The organism is Virgibacillus ihumii, from assembly GCF_902726655.1.
GTDB lineage: Bacteria > Bacillota > Bacilli > Bacillales > Amphibacillaceae > Lentibacillus > Lentibacillus ihumii.
Map to the genome: position 1 here is coordinate 290,935 of NZ_CACVAN010000001.1, position 23,941 is coordinate 314,875.

Genomic DNA, 23,941 nt, shown 5'->3' on the forward strand with positions numbered 1-23,941 from the left:
GTGGGAAGGTGAGTCAATTGGAGGATTCAGCAAAACATACATACGACAAACTGGCCGGTACGTATCAGAATGATATTGATGAAGCGAGTCCATATAACGCATATTACGAGCGGCCGGCGATGATGGCTGCACTGCCTGAGGATTTATCCGAGAAAAGGGTGCTTGATGCCGGATGTTCGGCAGGATGGTACCTCGCACAATTGGTGGATCGGGGTGCGGATGTTACCGGAATTGATGTGAGTTCGGAAATGGTCAAAGAAGCCCGGATACGACTGGGTGACAGGGCGACCATTCTTTGTCATGACTTGCAGAAGACATTGCCCTTTGAGGATGATTCCTTTGATGTCATCGTCAGTTCATTAACACTGCACTATTTGCAGGACTGGACGGCGACATTCAGGGAATTTAACCGCGTTTTGAAAGCAGGCGGGATCCTGCTGTTTTCAGTTCATCATCCGTTCATGGATTTTTCAAGATTTCAATGCAAGGATTATTTTGAAACGCATCTTTTAACGGATAGGTGGGAAAAGCCGAGCATCACGATTGATGTCAGTTTTTACCGCAGGCCAATGCAGGATATAATAGGGGAGACGGTGCGTTTTTTTACGTTGGATCAGCTGATTGAACCAACTCCTCAGCCAAAAATGAAGGCAATGGCTGCTAAATCCTATCAGTATCTCATGACCAATCCGCATTTTTTAATTATCAAAGCCACATCAACGAAATAAACTTACCGATGGAAGTAATCGCCCTGAGCTCACAGCACGGTTACTTCCAAAATACTGTCAAAAGAGATGTTATTTGTTGCAGAGTGCTTTAGATATAAGCTTTTCTTCTCCATATTAATTTCGCTGATTTTTCCCTTTGTTACTGCAAAATCATGTTCAGCGAAATATACGATTTCAACAGGAAGATCGTTATGGATGGCGCATTGCAGCTTCATGTCGATTTCTTCACGCTGCTGCTCATCAATGAGGGGTTTTTTCTTAAATTCCATCTCAGCAAAAATTTCCCTCAGCATCTGGACATGTTCAGGAATCATCATCGTTGAACCAATCCACTTTTTTGAACCACGATCATTAATCATATATATCACCTTCATTACGGAACGTTTGTTCGATTATAACATAACGTTCTTGGATTGTGAATTGGTTGTACAATAAGTGGGTAGGGGGTTCCATTTTATTGTGTACCATATTTGTTAATATGGAGTCATGGAAGTATTAAAATTCATTGATAATAATGAACGATTTTTAATACATTAAGTAGTAGTTCCAATTTAATTATTTAATAGCTTATGTTTATTATTATTTTTGAACAGAATATTTGGTATTATATTCGTAGGTCAATATAACTAGAAGTTTACATATTTTTTAAAAATTAACAGGTAGGCTGTTTGGAAAGGAGAATGAGGAATGGCTGGAAATATGTATCAGGTTGAAATAAAACATGACGGTTTAAACAAATATCGAATTATTAAGGGATCAGATCGTAGGGTTGTTAAACAAAAAGCACTAGCACAAGAAAGACAATGGGAAGAGATGTGGCACAAAAAATTGGAAGCAGAAAGAAAAAAAGAAGAGAGGGAAAAGGCTGCCAGAGAAAAAGAGGAGAAAAAAGCCTTAGCTATGCAATTGACAGAGGAAGCAGAACAGCAGTTACAAAATATTGAAAATACATTATCATTTACATTAACTATTGACGACAAAATTGACTGGGAATCATTGAAGGATACATCTGAGTACACTATTCCAGAGCCTGACGAACCTAACTATGTTGATATCCCAGATGAACCGGACAAAAATAGCTCAGACTATAAGCCGAAGCTCAATATACTTGACAGATTTTCTGCTAAACGTAAAGAAAATAAAATTGAGCAAATGGATAAACTTTTTGAAGAGAATTATGGGAATTGGGAACTGAAGAAGAAACAAATAATAGCTGAAAATGAAGAGGTAGACAATGGTTATAAAGAGCAGTTGCAAATATGGGAAAATGAAAAACAAGAGTTTTTACAAGAACAGGCTGAGAAAAATCATGCTATAGACATACAGAAAGAAAACTATTTAAAAAAGATCCCAACAGCAATAGTGGATTATTGTGATATGGTCTTAACTAATTCAATATACCCCAAGGAGTTTCCACAAGAATTTGATATTGATTTTAATCCGGAAAGCAAGAATTTAATTGTTGATTATTCTTTGCCAGCCCCAATTGAATTGCCAAGATTAAAAGGGGTTAAATACGTTCAATCCCGCGACGATTTTAAAGAAGCATTTCTCTCTGACTCTGTCTTCAATAAAATGTATGATAATTTATTATATCAGATTACTTTACGGTCACTTCATGAATTGTTTGAAGCAGATATAATAAGTGGAATTGATTCTATAGTATTTAATGGTTGGGTTAATTCAATAGATAAAAGCACTGGAAATGAAGTTAATTCGTGTGTGTTAAGTATACAAGCGACTAAAGAAGAGATAATGGACCTTAATCTCTCACAAGTGGATCCAAAGGCATGTTTTAAAAACTTAAAGGGAATTGGAAGCAGTAAGTTACATAGCCTTGCTCCCGTTGCGCCAATTATAAAAATCGATCGAAATGATCCCAGGTTTGTTTCCTCGTATGATTTGGGAGATGGATTGAGTGAGTCCGATAATTTGGCAGCTATGGATTGGCAGGACTTTGAACATTTAATTCGAGAGTTGTTTGATAAGGAATTTAATCAGTCTGGAGGAGAGGTTAATATTACCAGAGCAAGTAGAGATGGGGGTGTTGATGCAATTGCCTTTGACCCAGATCCTATTAGAGGTGGTAAAATAGTTATACAGGCAAAAAGATATACTAATGTTGTAGGTGTTTCCGCGGTCAGAGATTTGTATGGTACTGTATTAAACGAGGGGGCGACAAAAGGGATTTTAGTTTCAACAGCTGACTATGGACCTGATGCATATAAATTTTCTAAGGATAAGCCGATAACACTATTAAATGGAAATAATCTTCTTCATATGCTTCAAAATCATGGATATAAGGCAAAAATTGATTTGAAGGAAGCGAAAAAGGTAGTGAATGATCAGTAGTAATATATACATGGTCAAACATAAGTACAACAAATCCCGTACCACAGTTAGTTGTGATACGGGGTTTATCTCAGGACAGCGATTGATGAGCTACTTCTCTGTTTGCAATTCTGTATAAACGACTAACCGGTTTATATGACCACCCTTTGATCTGTCAAACGGACCTGTGCATGTAACAAGGTTCAGCATTCGTCTGGAAGTATACCCGAATATTTGCTTCACCGGGGCATCGTCCATCGGAAAAATTTCCTTGCCGACTACTTCAAAAACGAGTCGTTTTCCATCTTTGTTCTTGATTTTTACTTCATCACCTTTTTGTAAATCTTTCAGGTTGAAAAACACACCCGGTCCCGTTTTGTCGTCCACGTGTCCCGCAATAACAGCACTGCCCCGTTCTCCGGGTTTTGGACCCAGCTTATACCAGCCGGTAATACGGAAATTCTCCGGCACTGCCATTTGTCCGTTTTTCAGCAGCCCGACTTTTTCTACTTCTGATTCCACGTTGATTGCAGGAATTTTGATGGTTTCAGGGGTGATGCCGTATTGCTGTTTTGTTATATCTATCCCTGATGAAGCCGTATTTAATTTGTTATTATTGTTACTTACTTCGCTTCCAGAAACCTTTTGTTCATTGGTTTTTTGCACCGTATTCGAATCAACGGTATCCGTCTGACTGGAGTCTGTGCTTTGTGATTGACCACATCCGGCAATCAGCATAAGCGACAGTACAAGTATACTGATTAATATTCGCATCGCACGTCCTCCAGTCATTAGGGAATGGTTATTACTTATCATTGTTGGCAGTTTTGGACTTGGATACGGCAGTTAAACCGATCAATGCAAACAGTCCTGCACCAAGAATCCACATCCACATCATGTCATTGTTCTGTTCAGCTGGCATACCAAGGCCGGTGTTTGGCATTTCAGAAGGCATGTCGGATGCAAATTTTTCCGGGTTTTGGCTCACGATACCGGCTGACAGAAGTTTGGCTGCTCCGTACATATGACCATAGGCATCACGTGCTTGTGTGAATGCTTCCTTATAAGAACCTTCCACATAGCTTTCGAACGATCCAATCAGTTGGTTTACGTGCTTCTGTAAACCTTTAGCAAGAACAGACGCTTCCACATTTCCGCCAGTTGCTTTTTGAATAAAGGCGGAAAAATCTTCTCGATACATTTTCAGGTTATCCAGTGCTTTTTGTTTAGCCTGTTCGTTTTCTTTTGCTGTTGCATTAACATAATCGACAAAATAGCCGATGTGTTCAGACCACATTTTATCAAATGCCTGGCCTGCTTCCTCACCATATACCGATGTAATCGCGCTTGCCAGGTCATCCGTGTTGCCGCTCAATGCTTTCGTTGATGCCTTGAAATCAGGTGCACCCTGAATTCCATTTTGCATGGCAATTGTTGCCAGTCCGGCATGCTCGGAAAGCAGTTTACTCAATGTAGCGCGCAAATTGGCTGCCGGTGTAACGGCCATTGTGTTGTTAAATTTGTCCGGGAACTGATCCACTATGGCAGATGAAAGTCCTTTTGCCACCATATGCATATGGGCAATTGCTTCGCGTTCATGCTGGTAAGCTTTTTGATAATTTTCAGCTACATAGCTGTCAAATGCTCCAATCAATTGGTTAACATGCATTTGCAGACTTTCTGCCAGTGATCCTGCTTCCAAACGTTGACCAGTTGCTTTTTCAAGGAACTGGGAGAAGTCTTTCCGGTACTGGGAAAGTTCATCCAGCGCTTTTTGTTTTGCTTGTTTGTCACCCTCTGCCGTTGCATTGACGTAATCAACGAAATACCCAATATGTTCGGACCACATTTTCTGGAATGCTTTACCGGCGTCATCACCATATACCGATGCAATCGCATTGCTTAAATCTTTCGTGTTTGCTTTCAGTGCGGAAACGGATGCTTTGAAATCCTCCGTTCCAGCTGCTCCATTGCGCATAGCTTCAATTGCCAAAAATGCATGTTCACTTAACAGGTGTCCCAGGTTTGCCCTTAAGTCCACTGCTGCCGTATCAACAGATGGCTGACTGTCCATGGTTTCCGCATTTACCAGACCTCCATTTGCCGAAAATAATAATGCTGCACTTAATGGTACGGTTACTGCTGCCTTTTTCCAATTCATGAAAACTTCACTCCTTTTTTTATTTTCTACTAGGCTAACGGAGCAAATTTCAGTTTGGATCATTTTTTTTCGAAAAAAATCATAAAAAATCCGGAATGCACTGTTATACGTGCATTCCGGAAATTAATTTTTGGGAAATTGCGATATTCAAACGGACGTTTCCGTTATTTATAATGGGGAACTCAGTAAAATCTCCCCGTGTGGTTTTTGACTGTTTGCATTTGGTTCTTTGGTAACCGCTATGGTATCCCAATTATGCTCGCCTTTATAATCAATAGCATGGAAAACACTGCCGGAGCCATCATTATCCGGGACGAAATTTCCTGCCCGATATGGTTTGCCGTCATCGAGCACCCATACCTGATAGGTTTCCTTTCCTTCAAGCTGTGGCAAATCATTGGCTTGCAGAATCAGATTCAATCCATCATTTTGGTTTACCATCATCGCAGTTGCCTGGCCATTAAATCCTTCTGACGCCTGCAGTGCCATCATAGCCTGCACATTTTCCAGATTTATCGTGTTATCTGGATTAGGTTCCTGCTCATTACTTTGCGTTGATATATAAATCGCTGCCGCGCCATTTCCAACAAGTGATATTGTCAACAGTGCAGCCATGGCAGGTTTCAGCCATTTGTTCCGGCCATGTTTAGGTGTGTCATATTTGGTTGGGAGAGGCGTAACGTTTTCCTCTGTGTTTGCAGGAGTTTCTTCTTCCTTTAATACGTTGGAAAGCACACGTTGTTTCATTCCATCAGGAGGTTCAATCGGTTCGCTGCTGTATGGAAGTTCATTCGTCAACTGCTGTAATTCCGTCAATTCTTCCTGACAATCCGCACACTCTGCTAAATGCTCCTCATATTCTTTTTCCTGTTCAGGTGTCAGTTGTTTATTAAAATAATCAATCAGTAGATCGCAGTGTTTAGATGTCATCATGAACCCCCCTCTCTTTTCTGGATGAAAGGATTTGATTTAAATGTTTCAGTGCCAGTCTCACCCTTCCTTTAACGGTACCCAATGGTAGATTGCAGGTTTTCGCAATATTTGATTGTGACATGCTTTTAAAATAAAACAGCTCAATAATCTCCTGCTGTTCCTCTTTCAATTGGTTGATACATTCCCTGATTACTTCGCTGCATTCGTTCCATAAAATGGATTCTTCCGGAGTCGGATCCTGTGCATGCATGGAATCTCTGTCTTCAAATTCATATGGTGTTTCTTTTTGCTTTCGGACCAGATCGATACATGCATTTCTGGTGACCGTCAGAATCCAGGATGAAAATTTTCCTTTTCCATCGTCGTAATGTGCTTTTTGTGTCCATATCTTCGTGAACACATCCTGTACAGCTTCTTCTGCAAGGAATTTATTGCTGGTCATTCGATAGGAAAAGGAGAATAAAAGTTTTTCATAACGATCATACATTTGTTCCAACGCTTTTTCGTCCTTGTTCTGTATGCGGTAAAATAGTTCATTATCCGTATTCTGCATAACATTCTCCTTCAAAGCCGAATATTCATTAGCATACCATACTAAATATCGGAAGAACATGTATAGTAAACGTACAAAAATGGGGATTGGATCAACTTTCAGGAATTTTATGTGGTAGGATAAGATGAAGGTTAGAATTAAAATTAGAACATCAACTGTTGTGAGCAAAATATCAACCATTTAACAAGTACCGGTCATAAACGAGCACGGATGAACAGGATTAAATGACATATCGTTGATAGACTGATTGTTGTAAGGAGGGAGAGTCATTTGGATGGACTTCAACGAATGCTGGATGCCATTGAGTATGTCGAGCAGAATCTGGACAATAGACTTCAAATAGAAGATATTGCTGCGCGCGCCTGCATGTCCAAGTTTCATTTTCAGCGCATGTTCAGTATGCTGACAGGCTATACCGTGAGTGAATATATCCGGAACCGGCGCATTACGGTAGCGGCACAGGAGCTGGTTCATTCCGGGGCAAAAGTAATTAATATTGCGATAAAATATGGTTATGAGAGTCCGGAGTCTTTCGCTAAAGCGTTCCGACGCATTCATGGAATCAGTCCAACAGCGGCGAGAAAAAACAGTCAGTCGTTGAAGGCTTATCCGAAAATTTCCTTTCAAATTCAACTAAAGGGAGATGTGGAAATGGATTACCGGATTGTCGAAAAAGAAGCATTCACAGTTATCGGAAAAAGTATTCAAACATCAACGATAGGAGGGGAAAATCACCGTAACATTTCTGATTTCTGGATAGAGTCGAATCAGAATGGCTTTGCCGATGAGCTGGCAAAAAATTGTGGTTCGCTGGGGTTGCTGGGGATATGTCTGAAATTTGATGAGCAGCAGGAAAATTTGACGTATCTTATCGGGGCAGAGAAAACAATTGATCAAATCCCGGCCGGTTGGCAGAAAGCAGAAATTCCTGCGGCATCATGGGCAGTTTTTCCGGTACACGGTGCGATGCCTGATGCGATGCCAAAGGTGTGGGAGCGCATTTTTTCCGAGTGGTTTCCTGCAACCGGATATGAGCATGAGTCTGGTCCCGAGATAGAGGTATATCCAAGTGATGGCGATCCATGGTCTAAGGATTACTACAGTGAGGTCTGGATACCGATAAAAAAGTGATATGAAAAAAGCACAGGGGCAGCAGTTCCTGTGCTTTAGCTATTTTATTGCCGCAGTAATCTATATAAAGTCCCCAATCGCAAAACAGTAAATTCACCTAATTGTGAAAATTTAAAAATCATGTTGAACTCAGACGAAATCTAGTATATAATGTCATTGAAATCGATTTCATACTGTTTGATGTTATGTAATCGTTTTTATTTGGTTCTTTTATGAAATCGGTTTCATATTACGCGGAAATTAGAAGGGGGTATTCATTAGCGTAAATATGTCGACTATTGAGGACGTTGCAAAATTAGCTGGAGTTTCAAAAACAACTGTATCAAGAGTACTTAACAATCATCCATATGTTGCTGAAGAAAAAAAGGCGTTGGTTCAAAAGGCGATGGAGGAATTATTGTATGTTCCCAATTCGACTGCCCAAAGGCTTCGGAAGCAAACAACGCAAACGATTGCTGTGTTGATTCCGCGAATTTCAAATCCTTTTTTCAGCAAAATGGTGGAAGTCATGGAAAACATAGCTGCCGACAATGGATTGCAGTTGGTGGTATGTCAGACGATGTATGATAAACAGCGGGAACTGGTCTATTTGGATCTGGTTAAGACAAAACAAATCGATGGTGTGATTTTAGCCTCTTTGGAAAATGATTGGGATGAGGTAAAGGATTATACGAATTTTGCTCCCATCATTTTTTGCAACGAATATGACGACAGGGCAGAAGTTCCGATTATTCGTTTGAATCAATTTGAAGGCGCATATATCGGTACGAAACATCTTATAGACAAGGGGTATCATAAAATTGCCAAATGCCGGGGGAATAACCTGTCCGGACTGGTAACAGATCGACAAAGAGGCTTTTTTTACGCGTTGGATGAAGCGGGACTTCCATTTCCTGAGGATTGGATGTTCACCGGCGTTTCATTGGTGGAAGACGGCAGACGTCTTTTAAGGGAGATCATGGAAATGGAAAATCGCCCAAATGCAGTATTTACCGGAAGTGATGAAGTGGCTGCAGGCATTATTAGTGAAGCCGGACACCTGGGTGTGAAAATCCCGGATGAACTGGCAGTTATGGGGTTTGATGACCAGCAAATTGCGGGTCTGGTTACACCGGGATTAACGACAATCCATCAGCCAGTAGATCAAATTGGCAAACGATCAATGGAAGTAATGGTTGAGTTATTGCATGGTACGGGCGGAATGGACGAAGAATTAATCCTGCTGCCGCTGCACCTGGTTGAGCGGGGTTCCACTTAATTAATGGGGAGGAAGAATCATGAAGCTATTGAAAAGTTTAACGTTTTTGGCATTGTTGCTGATACTCACAGCTGCACTAGCAGCGTGCAGTGGGGGATCAGGCGGGGAAAGTGAAGGAAATGCAAGTGAAGGAGAACAGGCAAAAGACGGATCAGGTCAGGAGAAAGTGAAGCTTGTCTATGCCAGAGGAAGGGATACTACCGGTGCAACGCAAAAGATTGTTGAATCGTTTAATAAAAGTCATGAGAACATTGAAGTAGAACTGCGGGAAATGCCCGCTGACAGTGGCAAGCAGCACGATGCTTATGTAACGATGCTTAACGCGAAGTCGTCGGAAATTGATGTATTTGACATTGATGTTGTCTGGCCGGCGGAATTTGCACAGGCAGGATATACACTTCCGCTTGATCGGTTTATTCAAAAGGATAATGTTGATTTGAGCAAATATAATCAAGGCGCCTTAAGTGCCGCTCAGTTTAATGGTAAGCAGTGGGCAATGCCTCGGTACGTGGATGCAGGTTTGTTGTTTTACCGCAAGGATCTTGTGGATAAAGTACCGGAAACGTGGGATGAACTGACGGCACAGGCTAAAAAACTCAAGGGCAAAAAGGGTACTGATTTTGGATATGTTTTTCAGGCAAAACAATATGAAGGGTTGGTTTGTAACGCAGTTGAGTTTATCGCTTCTTATGGCGGTCAGATTCTCAATGAAAAAGGTGAAGTGGTAATTAATAGTGACGATACCATTCAAGGTATTAAGAAGCTTGTTGAAATAGCGAATTCCGATTATGTTCCAGGTAATATTACGACGTTTACGGAAGTGGAATCAGAAACGGCTTTTATTGAAGGTGAATCTGCGTTTATCCGTAACTGGCCATACCAGTGGGCACTTGCTAATAACAAAGAAAAATCAGAGGTTGCCGGAAAAGTCGGTGTAGCACCGCTACCAGCCGGTGATGAAAAATCAGCAGCAGCATTAGGCGGTTGGATGGCTGCAATTAACAAGTATTCCGAACATAAGCAGGCTTCTTGGGAATTCTTGAAGTATCTGACAGGACCTGAAGGACAGAAAATCATGGCAATTGAGGGTGGTAAGGCACCAAGCTATACACCATTGTTTGAAGACAGCGAAGTACTGGAAGCCAATCCATTTTTTAAGAATGAGGAATTTGTAAAAGGGTTGGACGCTGCCGTATCCCGTCCTGTAGCACCAAACTATCAGGAAATATCTGAAATCATTCAGGTTTCCGTATCAAAAGCTATTGCCGGACAGGTAACGGTTGAACAAGCTGTTAAAAACATGGAAAAAGAACTGAAAGCCGCGTTGAAATAAAACTTAAAAACATTAGCCTTCAACCAATCTGAAGGCTAATGTGCATTTAAGATGAAAAGAGGTGTACGTATGGCAGATAAGCAAGATAAACCGAAAAAAAGCAAGTTGAAACAATCGGAAAAAAGAGCGGCTTTCTGGCTGGTGGCTCCATCCATTTTATTAATCCTGATTATTGCAATCTATCCTGTGCTGCAGTCTTTTTATTTCAGCCTGTTTGATTTGAGGCTTAATGATCCTACCAAATCGTCAGTTCATTTGAGCTATAGTATCAACATAGAAGAGTATCTGAATTATTATCCATTTTTGGTAAGTGATCTTGAGGGTGAAATGAAGCAGGCAGATGGGACTGCAAAAAACAAATTGGCAACTATTCATGAGAATTTAAAGCAACTGGATTCAAACATCCGTGAAGATGCCGGGGATGTTTATGGCAAAGTAAATAAGATGCTGAATAATTTTAAAACACCTCCCGCAGATTTAAGTTTGGTGGAAATCACGGATGAAACTGCCGAGGAATTTACAGGGACCATCCAGCATATTAATGCGCAATTAAAAGCACTCGAGGAAAAAGGTAGTTTATCAAATCCAAAAGAACTGACAGGCCTTGCATCCGGAATGACGGGGGTTATCATCGAACCAAACTTTATCGGTTTTAGCCACTATGCCAACCTGCTGCAAAATGACCGAATGTGGGCATCGCTTGGAAATACGTTTGTCTTTACGATTATTTCGGTCTTTTTTGAATTTGTACTTGGACTGGCAGTTGCTCTGTTAATTAATAAAGCATTCTTCGGACGAGGGATTATCCGTGCGACAGTCCTGATTCCCTGGGCTATTCCGACTGCAGTGTCCGCGATGATGTGGAAGTTTCTGTATGATGGTCAGAATGGGATTATTGCCAAGTTTTTTCATGACATTGGTTTGATTGATTCGATGGGATCACTGTTATCGACGGAAGTTGGCGGTATGTTTGCTGTTATCCTTGCAGATGTATGGAAAACCACTCCATATATAGCATTGCTTCTGTTAGGGGGGCTGCAGATAATCCCGAAAACCCTTTATGAAGCTGCAGCAATTGATGGTGCGGGAAAATGGAAACAGTTCATCACGATAACGCTGCCGATGCTGAAATTAAGTATTTTGGTAGCATTGCTTTTCCGGACACTCGATGCATTCAGGGTGTTTGATCTGATCTACGTATTAACCGGTGGAGGACCGGCAAATGCAACAGAGACGATTTCGATTTATGCGTATCAGGTGATGTTTTCACAGCTGCAATTCGGTGCAGGATCGGCCATCGCGATTATCGTGTTTATCTGCGTTGCCATCATTTCGATGATTTTTGTCAAATTGCTCGGGTCTGATTTATTGCCGGAAGGGTCTAAAAAGTAGGAGGGTTGATAATGGAGAAAAAAGCAGGACCGGTATTTTATATACTTATGGCGATTTTTGTTTTCGTTGTCATGTTTCCGTTTATATGGGTGTTTTTAAGCTCAATCAAGCCTCCATCAGCCTTGTTCGGTGAGAAAGCGTTTGATTGGTTTGCAGATAATCCGTCACTGAAAAGCTATAAGTCTGTCTTTTTTGACCACCCATTTTTAACATACATGAAAAATAGTTTCATTGTTTCATCGATTACAACGATTTACACTGTATTTACAGCATCATTTGCTGCGTATGCGATTGCCCGTTTGGAATTCCGTGGAAAAACGGTTATTCTTGGGTTGGTTCTATCGGTGTCAATGTTTCCGCAAATCGCAACGTTGTCACCCATTTATATGATTTTAAAGAACTTGGGTCTGACGAACAGTTATCTGGGGCTGATTATTCCGTATACAACAATAACATTGCCGCTGTCCATTTGGATTATGGTTACGTTTTTCCGAAAAATCCCTCATGACTTGGAGGAGTCGGCGAAAATTGATGGTGCTACCCTGATGCAAACGTACTGGAGAATTATTTTTCCGCTGGCAGTCCCGGGAATTTTTACGACTGCGATTCTTGTATTTGTTGCAGCATGGAATGAGTACTTATTCGCACTTGCAATTAACACGGCGGAAGCGTATAAAACGGTTCCTGTCGGGATCTCGATGTTCCAGGGACAATATTCCATACCATGGGCAGAAATATGCGCAGCAACAGTTGTAGTGACGATTCCGCTCGTGGTCATGGTACTTATTTTCCAAAAACGGATCGTTTCCGGACTTACATCCGGTTCGGTAAAAGAATAGATTGGAGTGTTTTATATGAAGGTAACCGTATGGAATGAAAATCGGCATGAGCAGAAAAATCCCGACGTCCGAAAAGCTTATCCTGACGGGATTCATGGTGCAATTACAAGAGTTCTTGAACAAAATGGATACGAGGCATCGGCGGCAACGCTGGATGAGCCGGAGCATGGATTGACGGACGAAGTTTTAAATAATACAGATGTTCTTTTTTGGTGGGGACATATTGCGCATGATGAAGTGGAAGATGAAGTGGTCGAAAAAATTAAACAGCGTGTTCTTGATGGAATGGGCTTAATTGTGCTTCATTCCGGCCACTTATCCAAAATCTTCCGGGCGCTGATGGGCACATCATGTGATTTGAAATGGCGTGAGGCTGATGAACGGGAACGGATATGGGTTTGCAATCCCGGTCACCCGATAGCAGAAGGCGTAGGTGAACATATCGAGCTTTCAAAAGAAGAAATGTATGGGGAGCATTTTGATATCCCTGCTCCTGATGAACTGGTGTTTATCAGCTGGTTTGAAGGCGGGGAGGTATTCCGAAGCGGGTGCACGTTCAGACGCGGCAAAGGAAAAATATTTTATTTCCGGCCGGGTCATGAGACATATCCGACATATCATAACCCGGAAATACAGCGTGTACTGTTAAATGCTGTGAAGTGGGCGAAGCCGTCAGCAAACCCAACTCCGGTATATGGCAATACTAAGCCGATTGAATCGATTTCCATTAAAGATTGAACAAATGACTTGAAGGGAGACAGGGGAAATGGATACATTAAAAGTAGCAGTGGTTGGCTGTGGCAGTATCGCCAGGAATCGTCATCTGCCGGAATATGCTGCCGAAGAAAATGTGCAGATTAAAGCAGTATGTGATGTGGTGGAAGAACGTGCGATGGAAATGGCGAATCTGTATGGTTCAGATGTCTATATTGATTACCACGAGATGGTTAAAGAAACAGAGATTGATGCTGTAAGCGTATGTACACCAAATGCTTTGCATGCGCCTGTGTCGATTGCTGCGCTTGAGGCGGGAAAACATGTCCTGTGCGAAAAGCCGATGGCAACGTCAAGTGAAGAAGCAGAGGAAATGATCCAAGCTGCTGAAAAAAGCGGCAAGAAACTGATGATTGCACATAATCAGCGGTTTGTTCCGTCACACCAAAAGGCGAGGGAACTGATTGAGAATGGGGAGATAGGAAAGATTTACAGTTTCCGGACGACATTTGGTCATGGTGGTCCTGAAGGCTGGAGTGTTGATGGTAAACGCAGCTGGTTTTTTAAGAAGGAATTAGCGTTTATCGGTGCAATGGGGGATCTTGGTGTACATAAATCCGATCTGATTCGGTATTTATTGGCTGATGAGATTGCGGAAGTCGGTGCGCTTGTCGAAAATTCTGCTAAGGAAAATATTGATGTAGATGATAATGCCGTCTGTATTTTGAAAACGATTACTGGCATTATTGGTACATTAACAGCAAGCTGGTCGTATGTATCAAGTGAAGATAATTCAACCATTATATATGGAGAAAATGCGATTTTGCGGCTTGAGGATGACCCGGTTAACTCTTTGGTTGTTCAGTATAAAAACGGAGAAACCGTCAAGTATGAGCTTGGTCAAATCCAGTCAAATGATGAAGACGGTCAAACGAGCACAGCCGTTATTGAACATTTTGTTTCTTCCGTTTTGCAGGATAAGCCGGTGCCGGTCAGCGGCGACGAAGGGAAAAAATCGCTGGAAGTTATTTTAGCGGCCCTTGACTCCAGTGAAACGAAGCAATTGGTGCAACTTAACTGAAGGTGGTAGATGGTGATGGGAAAACTGCGGTTGGGAATTATTGGAGCAGGCGGGATTGCTGTAGGCAGACATCTTCCTGCTTTTCAAAAACTGCATGACAAAGTGACACTGCAGGCAGTGCAGGATATTGATGAAACACGAGCTCGGCAGGTTGCTGACCGTTTTTCAATATCGGATGTGTTCACGGAATATCATGATATGTTTCACAAGGTGGATGCGGTTGTGATTTGCACACCTAACAAATTTCATTCTGAAATAGCTGTCGCGGCGTTACAGCATGGCGTCCATGTTTTTTGTGAAAAGCCGATGGCGATAACAACTGATGAATGCCGGGAGATGATGGAAGCTGCGGATAAGGCAGGCAAGGTGTTAACAATAGGTTATCATTACCGGTTTATGCAGGAATCCCGGGCGGCAAAAGCAATTGTTGATGAGGGCGACATTGGGAAACCAATTGTCGCACGGGTAAAAGCATTACGAAGACGAAAAGTACCAGGCTGGGGTGTGTTTACCAACAAATCGCTCCAAGGCGGCGGTAGTTTAATTGATTATGGATGTCATTTTCTTGATTTAGCCATGTGGCTTATGGGAAATCCTGATCCTGTTGAGATTTCCGGTGCAACATACAATGAATTAAGCAGAACACCTGGGCTTGTGAATGAATGGGGCAAGGTGGACCACTCCACGTTTGATGTTGATGATCATGCAACAGCCTATATCAAATTTTCCAATGGCAGCTCATTGTTATTTGAAACATCGTGGGCTGCGAATGTCAAAGAAGATATTGAATCGGTCAGCATTTCCGGAACGAACGGGGGTTTGGAAGTTTTCCCGCTTGAAATATATCAGGAAAAGAACGGCATGCTGCTAAACAGTGAACCGTATTGGCTGCCTGGTGAGGAAGATCCAGGCATTCCCCAGGCTGAGGCTTTTGTTAATAGCTGTCTGGGGCAATCGGAAGTGCTGGTGAAACCGGAACAGGCTTTACAGGTTTCACACATAATTGAATCGATTTATCAAAGTAATGTCAGCAGAGAAAAATATAGTAAGGGGATGAAACGATGAAACTAGGCGTATTTACCGTTTTATTTGGGGAAAAGTCATTTACTGAAATGCTGGATTACGTTCAGGCGTCCGGTTTGGATGCAGTGGAAATCGGCACAGGCGGCAATCCGGGTAATGCTCATTGTGATCTTGATGCATTGCTTGAAAGCGAAAGCAAGCGGAAGGAATATATGGATGAATTAAATAAGCGTGGACTATCCATCAGTGCTTTCAGCTGTCATGCCAATCCGATTTCGCCGGATCGTGCATATGCAAAAGAGTCTGATGAAACTTTCCGAAAAACAGTTCGTCTTGCTGAAATGCTTCATGTTCCTGTTGTGAATTGTTTTTCCGGAACGGCAGGGGACCATGAACATGCAAAATATCCAAATTGGACGGTAGCACCATGGCCAACAGAGTACAGCAATATTTTTGAATGGCAATGGGAAGAGAAGCTGATACCATATTGGAAGGATGCAGGGAAGTATGCTGAGGAACATAATGTGAAAATTGGACTGGAACTGCATGGTGGCTTTCTTGTCCATACGCCGCATACCATGCTGAAGCTGAGGGATGCTACATCACCGGCAGTTGGAGCGAACCTTGATCCAAGTCATTTGTGGTGGCAGGGAATTGACCCGGTAGGAGCAATTAAGATTCTTGGGAAAGCTGGTGCACTTCATCATTTCCATGCCAAAGATACGTATATTGATCAGGATAATGTAAATATGTATGGATTGCTTGATATGCAGCCATACGATAAGGTGCAAACCCGCGCATGGACATTTCGCTCAGTCGGCTGTGGTCATGGTACACAGGAATGGACGGATATGATCAGTGCACTCCGGACGTATGGGTATGATCATGTCGTCAGCATTGAACATGAGGATCCGCTCATGTCAATTGAAGAAGGCTTCCAGACAGCGGTCAAGAATTTAAAGCCGCTGATTATAAGAGACAAGCCTGTTGATATGTGGTGGGCTTAACTGAAGGATTAGAGGCTGGGACAAAAGGTGATTTATCACAAAGAAAAAACGAATTAAAAGGTGGACTCAACCGCTCCGGAAATATACTTCGCTTTCCGCGGGCGGCTGTTGAGCCTCTTCGTGCTACGCACTTCAGAGTCTCACCTAGGCCTGTCCTCCCGCAGGAGTCTACGTATATTTCCTCCGCTAAAATAGAGTATCGTTCGTCTTTTCTTATACAAATACTTGTTTTGTCCCAGCCACTTTCTGCTTTTGTGTTTTATTCAGATGGAGGACGCCACCGGGCAAATCCTCCTTCCGTATGAATGATTTGTCCTGTTATCCATGAAGCTTCATTTGTTAAGAGCCAGGTAATCAGCTGTGCAGGATCTTCCGGTTCCCCGAATCGTCCAAACGGGAACATCGGTTTCATCTTGTTCCACGCTTCGTTATTTAAATAACCCGTATTTACAGGACCGGGGTTAATTGTATTCACCGTTATATTCTCATCGGCAAGCTGGTCGGCAATTGTCGTGGTTATGTCTGCTAATGCACCTTTAGCTGCAGCGTATGCAATCTCTCCATGCATCGAACCTAATCGTTGTCCTGAAGTCATGTAAATAACTTTTCCGCGGTCTCTTACGGCATCATGCTGTGAAGCAAAACATTGCGTCAGAAGCAGGGTTGAACGCGTATTAACCGCATAATGTTTGTCCAACATTTCAGCTGTTAACTCACCAATTGCACCGTCACTTCCGCTCAGACCATGATTGCAAATAAGGGCGTCAAGATGTCCGCATTCCCTGTTAATTTCGTCCATCAGTTTTATTGGTTCCTCCGGGTCTGCAAAGTCTCCGCTTACATCATACAGAAATGCTTTATCGGTAAGTTCTGATTCAATCCCTGTTAATACGTGGTGCAAATCATCTGCGCCCCATGGTTGTTCTTTATCGTGAGGCTGAAAATGATGGATGATGACAGACGCACCCCATGCGGCTGCCTGACGTGCAATTGCATAGCCGATTCCTTGCCAGCGGCTAACTCCGGTTATCATTACATTTTTTCCTTTTAGTGGGTATGGTTCACGCGATAAGTTAGACAGAATTCAGCCCTCCTTTTATTCCTCTGCGTTATCCTTTCATCCAATAGGAATCAACTTTTCAGATCCTTATCAACTTTTCCGCAATTCTATTACTGCACCTACAATCGCTTCAAACTAATGCCGCGTCGCATGTTCTGCAGTGCTTCCTGACCGGCTTCGTTGTTGGCAATCATAACATTTGTGTAGAGTGCGTCGATGATGGTTAACTGTCCGATCCGGGATGACAGTGCTTCGGAGCGGAAGTCAGTTTCTTCTGCTACGGTATATAAGTTTATGTCAGCTTCTTTGGTGAGGGGCGATTTGGCAAAGTTTGTGATGGCGATTATTTTTACATTATTCTCTTTTAAAATTTGCAGGATATCCAGTAAGTCTTTTGTTGAACCGCTGTGTGAAATCAAAATCGCCAGATCACCACTTGTCAGTTGGGATGCTGCCATAATCTGCATATGTGCATCCAGATTCGCGTTGATATCGATCCCGCTGCGGATAAATTTATGATAGGCATCCATCGCGACAACGGCAGATCCGCCGCTCCCGAAAAAGTGTACCTTTTTTGCTTTCAGAATAGCTTCCACGGTGTCTTCGATGACAGTTTCATCCTGGACGTGCAAGGTGTCCTCGATGGTTTTGATGTTGGAGCGGAAAACTTTTTCTGAAACTGTCCCGATGCTGTCTTCTTCATTTATTTTTTCATGGATATCCTTAATAGGGGTGACAACTTCGGCAGCCAGTGCGATTTTCATCGCCTGAAACCCCTTGAAGCCGATACGTTGGCAGAAGCGGAATACGGTTGACTCGGCTACTCCTAATTCTTCCGATACCTGATTAATGGTATGGTGAATAATATTTTGGGGATTCTCCAAAATAAAGTCGGCAATCGATTTTTCTTTATCGCTGAATTTTCCATAATTGCTTCGTATACTGGCAAGACAGTGCTGGTTATTGTTTACCATCTGAAATTCTCCTCATATTTTTTCTGTACTTTCTATTATAAATGAAAAATATTTTTTTCAAAACATTGCATACGGAATTTTTTTTGATATAATAATTAAAACACGGAAATTCATTTCACAAATTTAGGAGGACATCATGGAAATAGGGATGATAGGCCTCGGCAAGATGGGTCTTAATTTAACGTTGAATTTATTGGATCATCAGCATAAGGTGATCGGGTTTGATAAACATACTGCGTCAGCTGAAAGCGTTGCCAACAATAATTTTCATCTGGCAGCATCAGTGACGGAATTAGTGGAACGTTTGCCGGTTCCGAGAAAAATTTGGCTGATGGTTCCGGCGGGAGAGGTTACAACGTCAGTTATTGATGAGTTAACACTGCTCCTGGATAAAGACGATATACTGATTGACGGTGGAAATTCCAATTATAAAGATACATTACATCGCAATGAACAGTTATCGGAACATGGAATTTATTTCTTTGATTGCGGTACGAGCGGCGGTGTAAATGGAGCCAGAGAAGGGGCATGTACGATGGTCGGCGGTGATGCGGAAAAATTTAAGGAAATTGAACCGCTGTTTCGTGATGTTTCGCTCGAAAATGGCTATCTGTATACCGGAAAATGCGGAAGCGGCCACTTCCTGAAAATGGTCCATAATGGTATGGAATATGGCATGATGCAGGCAATTGGCGAAGGATTCGATATTCTGGAAAAAAGTGAATTTAACTATGATTATGAAAAGATTGCCAAGGTATTTAACCATGGGTCGGTAATTCGCTCCTGGCTGATGGAATTAATGGAAAATGCTTTTTCGAAAGATGCCAATCTTGATGAAATTCGCGGTGTGATGAACTCATCCGGTGAAGGCAAGTGGACAGTGGAAACAGCGCTTGATTTACAGGCTGCGGCACCGGTTATTGCATTATCATTGATGATGCGGTATCGCTCACAGGAAGATGATACATTTTCCGGGAAAGTTGTTGCAGCATTGCGAAATGAATTCGGCGGACACGACGTTGTAAAAAAATAGGATCGCCGACAGTCTTGGTGAGCCAAGTTTCTAAGGAGGAAGACCGATGAAGCAGCAAGATTTATACCTGGGTGTGGATATTGGAACAACAAGTACAAAAGCTGTTCTGTACCGGAAAAACGGGGGAGTGGAAACGTCCCATACAATCGATTATCCACTGGATACACCAGATACGCTTGTGGCGGAACAGAATCCGGAAGAGATATTCAATGCGGTGCTTGGGGTAATCCGGGAGACAATTCGCAAAGGTAATGTTTCTGACGACCAACTTCGTCTTATCTCATTCAGTTCGGCAATGCACAGTCTGATTGCAGTTGGTGACAACGATGAATTGCTGACAAGCAGCATTACCTGGGCTGATACACGGGCAGCTGATTATGCCCGAAAAATAAAAGAAGAACATAATGGCCATGAGATTTATTTACGAACTGGGACACCGATACACCCGATGTCCCCACTTGCAAAACTGGTCTGGATGAAAACAGAGAAGCCGGAGATCTTCAACAAAGCGCGGAAATTTATTTCGATCAAAGAATATGTTTTTCATAAACTTTTTGGGGAGTATGTGATTGATTATTCGATTGCCTCTGCTACCGGATTGTTTAATTTGCAAACTCTGGATTGGGATGAAGGGGCACTGGAACTTGCCGGTATTAGACCGGAGCAGCTATCCAAAATTTTTCCGACAACCCATCAATTAACAGGTGTGAACGAGGAACATCGTACATACATGGGAATTAGTGCAGATGTTCCGTTCATTATCGGGGCAAGTGACGGTGTACTGTCAAATCTCGGTGTGAATGCGATTGAAGAAGGTGTTATTGCGGTCACAATCGGGACGAGTGGAGCGATTCGAACTGTGTACAATGAACCGAAAACAGATCCAAAAGGGCGGATTTTTTGCTACGCCTTGACGGAAAACCATTGGGTGATTGGCGGACCGGTCAACAATGGCGGCATTATTCTGCGCTGGCTCCGTGATGAATTTGCTGCCGCGGAAGTGGAAACCGCCAAACGGTTGTCGATTGATCCGTACGATGTGCTGACAAAAATTGCTTCAGGTGTTAATCCCGGTGCGGATGGTCTTATCTTTCATCCATACTTAAAAGGTGAGCGCGCACCAATCTGGAATGCCAATGCGCGCGGATCATTTTTCGGCCTTAGCATTCATCATAAAAAAGAGCATATGGTTCGTGCAGTATTGGAAGGAACACTTTACAACTTGTATTCGGTGCTGTTAGCGCTTGAAGAATTGACAGGAGAGCCGAAAAGCATTCAGGCGACAGGTGGTTTCGCCCGGTCAGAAACATGGCGGCAGATGATGGCGGATATTTTTGACAAACCTGTTATTGTTCCGGAAAGCTTTGAAAGTTCCTGTCTTGGTGCTGCAGTACTCGGTATGTATGCGACAGGTGAAATAGATGATTTCAGCATTGTCTCGGAAATGGTTGGTGATACCAACACCCATTATCCGGATGAGAAAACAACAAATATTTACCGGGAATTGCTGCCTATCTATATCCGGCTTTCCCGGATGCTGACGGAGGAATATGAAAGTATCACAGCGTTTCAGCGAAAACATTTGGAACAGGATTAAAAATACCAGCAAAAGAGGTGATAGGCTTGGATGTGGTGACACTGGGGGAAACTATGGTGCTGTTCACGCCGGAACATGCTGGCCCAATGCGTTATTCGGATCGCTTTTCGAGCCGAGTAGCAGGAGCGGAATCGAATGTGGCAATCGGGCTTGCCCGGCTTGGTGTGCAGGCTGGCTGGATAAGCCGGCTTGGTGCTGATGAATTCGGTAAAAAAATTCGTGCGTTTGTCCGTGGTGAAGGTGTTGATACGAGCCGGATAACCATCGATGAAACGGCAGATACCGGTCTTTTTTTCAAAGAAAAGCTGGCACCTGGTGAATGGCGGGTGAAATATTACCGGAAAGATTCAGCGGCAAGCAGGATGCGTCCTGACGATGTGGATGAAACCTACATTGCCGATGCGAAATTTTTGCATATAACCGGCATTACACCGGCACTGAGTGAGAGCTGCTATGAAACCGTTTTAAACGCGATTTATTATGCGAAAAGAAACAATGTACTGGTCGTGTTTGATCCGAATTTGCGGCGAAAGCTTTGGCAGGAAGCAAGGGCACGTGAAGTCTTACTTGAATTGGCCGGCCAAGCGGATATCGTCCTGCCGGGAATTGAGGAAGCAGAATTTCTGTTTGGCAGCGGGTCGACGGAACAATTGGCGAGGAAATTTCACGCGCACGGAGCGTCCGTTGTTGTTATGAAGCTGGGTAAACAAGGTGCTTATTATCTGGATCAGGACATGGAAGGCTATGCAGCTGGTTTTGAAAATCCGGAAGTTGTTGATCCGGTGGGTGCCGGTGACGGGTTTTCAGCTGGGTTTCTTTCGGGATTGCTTGACGGATTGAATTTGCCCGATTCGGTCCAACGTGCAAATGCTGTTGGTGCGATGGTTACAATGGCGGCTGGTGATGTGGAAGGATTGCCTGAAAAAGAGCGGCTTCTGGAGTTTATGCATAACAGGGGTCAGGGAGATGTCGAACGATAAGGAGAATGTTTCAATGATAAATACGTTGCAAAAAATTTTGGACCAAAAACTGGTGGCAGTTGTTCGAGGAGCCGATCCGGAAGATGTGATGCCAATAGCGGAGGCGCTTTTTGACGGCGGAATACGCATTATGGAGATCACAATGGACACACCGCAAGTGGAAACGGTGATCAGTGAGGTGAATAATGCTTTTGATGGTGAAATGATTGTTGGTGTAGGTACGGTTTTGGACCCGGAATCAGCCAAAACAGCGATTATGGCAGGAGCGCAGTTCATTTTTACTCCGACCGTTAACACCGAAACGATTAAGATGACGAAGCGATATGGAGTTGTCAGCATTCCAGGTGCGATGACACCGACGGAAATTCTGACTGCATATGAACACGGTGCAGATCTTATAAAAGTATTTCCTGCAGGTGCGTTGGGGCCGGGATATATCAAAGATGTGCATGGTCCAATGCCATATGTTCCGTTAATGCCAACCGGGGCCGTCAGCCTGTCCAATGTCCGGGAGTATTTTGAAAAAGGTGCTGTTGCGGCAGGTCTCGGCAGTGCACTTGTCAGAACGGCTTCACCGCTGACCAACGATGATTTGCAGGCAATGACAGCAAATGCAAAACAATTTATTGATGCGATTGAAGGTGTATAACGATGAAAATTACCAATTTTAAATTGTATCAGATCGAACCACGCTGGCTTTTTTTAAAAATCGAAACTGACGAAGGGGTCAGCGGCTGGGGTGAGCCGATTGTGGAAGGGCGGGCCTATACGGTTCGTGCCGCTGTCACTGAACTGATGGATTATCTTATCGGAACAGATCCGCGCAACATTGAAGATCATTTTCAAGTACTGTACCGAGGGGGATTTTACCGTGGCGGCCCTATCCTGATGAGTGCGATTTCCGGAATTGAGCAGGCGCTGTGGGATATAAAAGGCAAGTATTATAATCTACCGGTCTATGAAATGCTTGGCGGAGCGGTTCGCGATAATATTCAAGTCTATTCCTGGATTGGTGGTGACAGGCCACAGGATGTCGGTGCTGCCGCGAAGGAAAAGGCTGACGCAAGCTTTACAGCTATTAAAATGAATGGTACCGAGGAAATGAACTATATTGATAGTTATTCGAAAGTCGATGCTGCTGTCGAACGAGTGGCAGCGATTCGTGAGACGGTCGGAAATGAGTTTGGCATAGGAATTGATTTTCATGGACGCGTTCATAAAGCAATGGCAAAAATTCTGGTTAAAGAACTGGAGCCTTACCGGCCGATGTTTATCGAGGAACCGGTGCTCACTGAAAATTTGGAAGCATTCCGGGATATTGCCAACCACACGGCAACACCGATTGCTGCAGGTGAACGTAACTATACGCGCTGGGGATTCAAGCAAATGCTGACTGATGGTGTGGTTGATATTATTCAACCGGATCTATCACATGCAGGTGGTATTTTGGAGGCGAAAAAAATTGCAGCTATGGCGGAAACGTTTGATGTCGCGGTTGCACCGCATGCTCCGCTGGGACCGATCAATCTGGCGGCATCACTTCAACTGGATGCCTGCACACCAAACTGTATCATTCAGGAGCAAAGTCTTGGCATTCATTACAATCAGGGGAGTGACCTTTTGGATTACCTGGTGAATTCGAATGTTTTTGAATATGAAAATGGGTCTGTATCGATCCCTAAGGGGGGGGACTTGGTGTAGAAATTGATGAAAAACGGGTTATCGAAGCAGCCAAAAAAGGTCATGATTGGAAAAATCCAATTTGGCGGCATTCCGATGGTACTGTAGCCGAGTGGTAAAAAAAGCGGATAGT

Annotated in this window: 22 protein-coding genes and 1 pseudogene; 16 read left to right on the forward strand and 7 right to left on the reverse strand. The window is 43.1% G+C overall.

Annotation, left to right across the window (positions count from 1 at the left end):
* Positions 1-17: 17 nt before the first annotated feature.
* Positions 18-728: a class I SAM-dependent methyltransferase gene (locus HUX68_RS01410; RefSeq protein WP_174612972.1), complete on the forward strand. Its 711-nt coding sequence runs from the start codon at positions 18-20 to the stop codon at positions 726-728.
* Positions 729-757: 29 nt separating this feature from the next.
* On the opposite strand, the gene HUX68_RS01415 is transcribed toward HUX68_RS01410, so the two are convergent.
* Positions 758-1,087 carry a YolD-like family protein gene (locus HUX68_RS01415; RefSeq protein ID WP_174612973.1) on the reverse strand — a complete coding sequence of 110 codons (330 nt, stop codon included), beginning with the start codon at positions 1,085-1,087 and terminating at the stop codon, positions 758-760.
* 328 nt (positions 1,088-1,415) lie between these two features.
* Here HUX68_RS01415 and HUX68_RS01420 point away from each other — a divergent pair, with 328 nt between their 5' ends.
* The gene (locus HUX68_RS01420) at positions 1,416-3,080 is read left to right on the forward strand and encodes a restriction endonuclease (RefSeq protein WP_174612974.1); all 1,665 of its coding nucleotides are present in this window, start codon (positions 1,416-1,418) and stop codon (positions 3,078-3,080) included.
* A 90-nt stretch (positions 3,081-3,170) separates the two neighbouring features.
* Here the strand turns inward: HUX68_RS01420 and HUX68_RS01425 are convergent, their stop codons facing one another.
* From HUX68_RS01425 to HUX68_RS01440, 4 genes are all read right to left on the reverse strand, one after another.
* A complete protein-coding gene (locus tag HUX68_RS01425) occupies positions 3,171-3,833 on the reverse strand; it encodes a class F sortase (RefSeq protein ID WP_174612975.1) in 663 nt (220 codons plus the stop codon).
* A 31-nt stretch (positions 3,834-3,864) separates the two neighbouring features.
* Positions 3,865-5,220 (reverse strand): copper amine oxidase, encoded by a 1,356-nt coding sequence (locus HUX68_RS01430; RefSeq protein ID WP_174612976.1) that lies wholly within the window; start codon positions 5,218-5,220, stop codon positions 3,865-3,867.
* Between the two features lie 168 nt (positions 5,221-5,388).
* Positions 5,389-6,150 (reverse strand): anti-sigma factor, encoded by a 762-nt coding sequence (locus HUX68_RS01435; protein ID WP_174612977.1) that lies wholly within the window; start codon positions 6,148-6,150, stop codon positions 5,389-5,391.
* Positions 6,140-6,706 (reverse strand): RNA polymerase sigma factor, encoded by a 567-nt coding sequence (locus tag HUX68_RS01440; RefSeq protein ID WP_174612978.1) that lies wholly within the window; start codon positions 6,704-6,706, stop codon positions 6,140-6,142. Before HUX68_RS01440 ends, HUX68_RS01435 begins: the two co-directional genes overlap by 11 nt.
* 270 nt (positions 6,707-6,976) lie before the next feature.
* On the opposite strand from HUX68_RS01440, the gene HUX68_RS01445 reads away from it, so the two are divergent.
* The 9 genes from HUX68_RS01445 to HUX68_RS01485 all read left to right on the forward strand — a co-directional run bounded on the left by HUX68_RS01445 (position 6,977) and on the right by HUX68_RS01485 (position 16,484).
* Entirely contained in the window at positions 6,977-7,837 is an 861-nt protein-coding gene (locus HUX68_RS01445; RefSeq protein ID WP_246206589.1) for an AraC family transcriptional regulator, read from the forward strand.
* 268 nt (positions 7,838-8,105) lie between these two features.
* Positions 8,106-9,095, forward strand: a complete 990-nt coding sequence (locus HUX68_RS01450) for a LacI family DNA-binding transcriptional regulator (protein WP_174612979.1) — start codon at positions 8,106-8,108, stop codon at positions 9,093-9,095.
* A gap of 19 nt (positions 9,096-9,114) precedes the next feature.
* Positions 9,115-10,428 (forward strand): ABC transporter substrate-binding protein, encoded by a 1,314-nt coding sequence (locus tag HUX68_RS01455; RefSeq protein ID WP_174612980.1) that lies wholly within the window; start codon positions 9,115-9,117, stop codon positions 10,426-10,428.
* 69 nt (positions 10,429-10,497) lie between these two features.
* Complete coding sequence (locus tag HUX68_RS01460; protein ID WP_174612981.1) at positions 10,498-11,820, forward strand: carbohydrate ABC transporter permease; 1,323 nt, start codon at positions 10,498-10,500, stop codon at positions 11,818-11,820.
* A gap of 11 nt (positions 11,821-11,831) precedes the next feature.
* The gene (locus tag HUX68_RS01465; protein ID WP_174612982.1) at positions 11,832-12,659 is read left to right on the forward strand and encodes a carbohydrate ABC transporter permease; all 828 of its coding nucleotides are present in this window, start codon (positions 11,832-11,834) and stop codon (positions 12,657-12,659) included.
* Between the two features lie 15 nt (positions 12,660-12,674).
* Complete coding sequence (locus HUX68_RS01470) at positions 12,675-13,397, forward strand: ThuA domain-containing protein (RefSeq protein ID WP_174612983.1); 723 nt, start codon at positions 12,675-12,677, stop codon at positions 13,395-13,397.
* A gap of 28 nt (positions 13,398-13,425) precedes the next feature.
* Positions 13,426-14,454, forward strand: coding sequence for a Gfo/Idh/MocA family protein (locus HUX68_RS01475; RefSeq protein ID WP_174612984.1), 1,029 nt, complete (start codon positions 13,426-13,428; stop codon positions 14,452-14,454).
* Positions 14,455-14,469: 15 nt separating this feature from the next.
* Complete coding sequence (locus HUX68_RS01480) at positions 14,470-15,519, forward strand: Gfo/Idh/MocA family protein (RefSeq protein WP_174612985.1); 1,050 nt, start codon at positions 14,470-14,472, stop codon at positions 15,517-15,519.
* Complete coding sequence (locus HUX68_RS01485) at positions 15,516-16,484, forward strand: sugar phosphate isomerase/epimerase family protein (RefSeq protein WP_174612986.1); 969 nt, start codon at positions 15,516-15,518, stop codon at positions 16,482-16,484. Before HUX68_RS01480 ends, HUX68_RS01485 begins: the two co-directional genes overlap by 4 nt.
* 259 nt (positions 16,485-16,743) lie before the next feature.
* On the opposite strand, the gene HUX68_RS01490 is transcribed toward HUX68_RS01485, so the two are convergent.
* Both HUX68_RS01490 and HUX68_RS01495 read right to left on the reverse strand, forming a co-directional pair.
* Positions 16,744-17,568: an SDR family oxidoreductase gene (locus HUX68_RS01490; RefSeq protein ID WP_281355787.1), complete on the reverse strand. Its 825-nt coding sequence runs from the start codon at positions 17,566-17,568 to the stop codon at positions 16,744-16,746.
* Positions 17,569-17,663: 95 nt separating this feature from the next.
* Entirely contained in the window at positions 17,664-18,518 is an 855-nt protein-coding gene (locus tag HUX68_RS01495) for a MurR/RpiR family transcriptional regulator (RefSeq protein WP_174612987.1), read from the reverse strand.
* 136 nt (positions 18,519-18,654) lie between these two features.
* On the opposite strand from HUX68_RS01495, the gene gnd reads away from it, so the two are divergent.
* From gnd to dgoD, 5 genes and pseudogenes are all read left to right on the forward strand, one after another.
* Positions 18,655-19,551, forward strand: coding sequence for a phosphogluconate dehydrogenase (NAD(+)-dependent, decarboxylating) (gene gnd, locus HUX68_RS01500; protein ID WP_174612988.1), 897 nt, complete (start codon positions 18,655-18,657; stop codon positions 19,549-19,551).
* A 46-nt stretch (positions 19,552-19,597) separates the two neighbouring features.
* Positions 19,598-21,148, forward strand: a complete 1,551-nt coding sequence (gene gntK, locus HUX68_RS01505; protein WP_174612989.1) for a gluconokinase — start codon at positions 19,598-19,600, stop codon at positions 21,146-21,148.
* 26 nt (positions 21,149-21,174) lie between these two features.
* Positions 21,175-22,128, forward strand: a complete 954-nt coding sequence (locus tag HUX68_RS01510) for a sugar kinase (RefSeq protein ID WP_174612990.1) — start codon at positions 21,175-21,177, stop codon at positions 22,126-22,128.
* Complete coding sequence (locus tag HUX68_RS01515) at positions 22,115-22,777, forward strand: bifunctional 4-hydroxy-2-oxoglutarate aldolase/2-dehydro-3-deoxy-phosphogluconate aldolase (RefSeq protein ID WP_246206591.1); 663 nt, start codon at positions 22,115-22,117, stop codon at positions 22,775-22,777. Before HUX68_RS01510 ends, HUX68_RS01515 begins: the two co-directional genes overlap by 14 nt.
* Positions 22,778-22,779: 2 nt before the next feature.
* Positions 22,780-23,927 (forward strand): annotated as a pseudogene (gene dgoD, locus HUX68_RS01520) (galactonate dehydratase).
* The last annotated feature ends 14 nt before the right edge of the window (positions 23,928-23,941 follow it).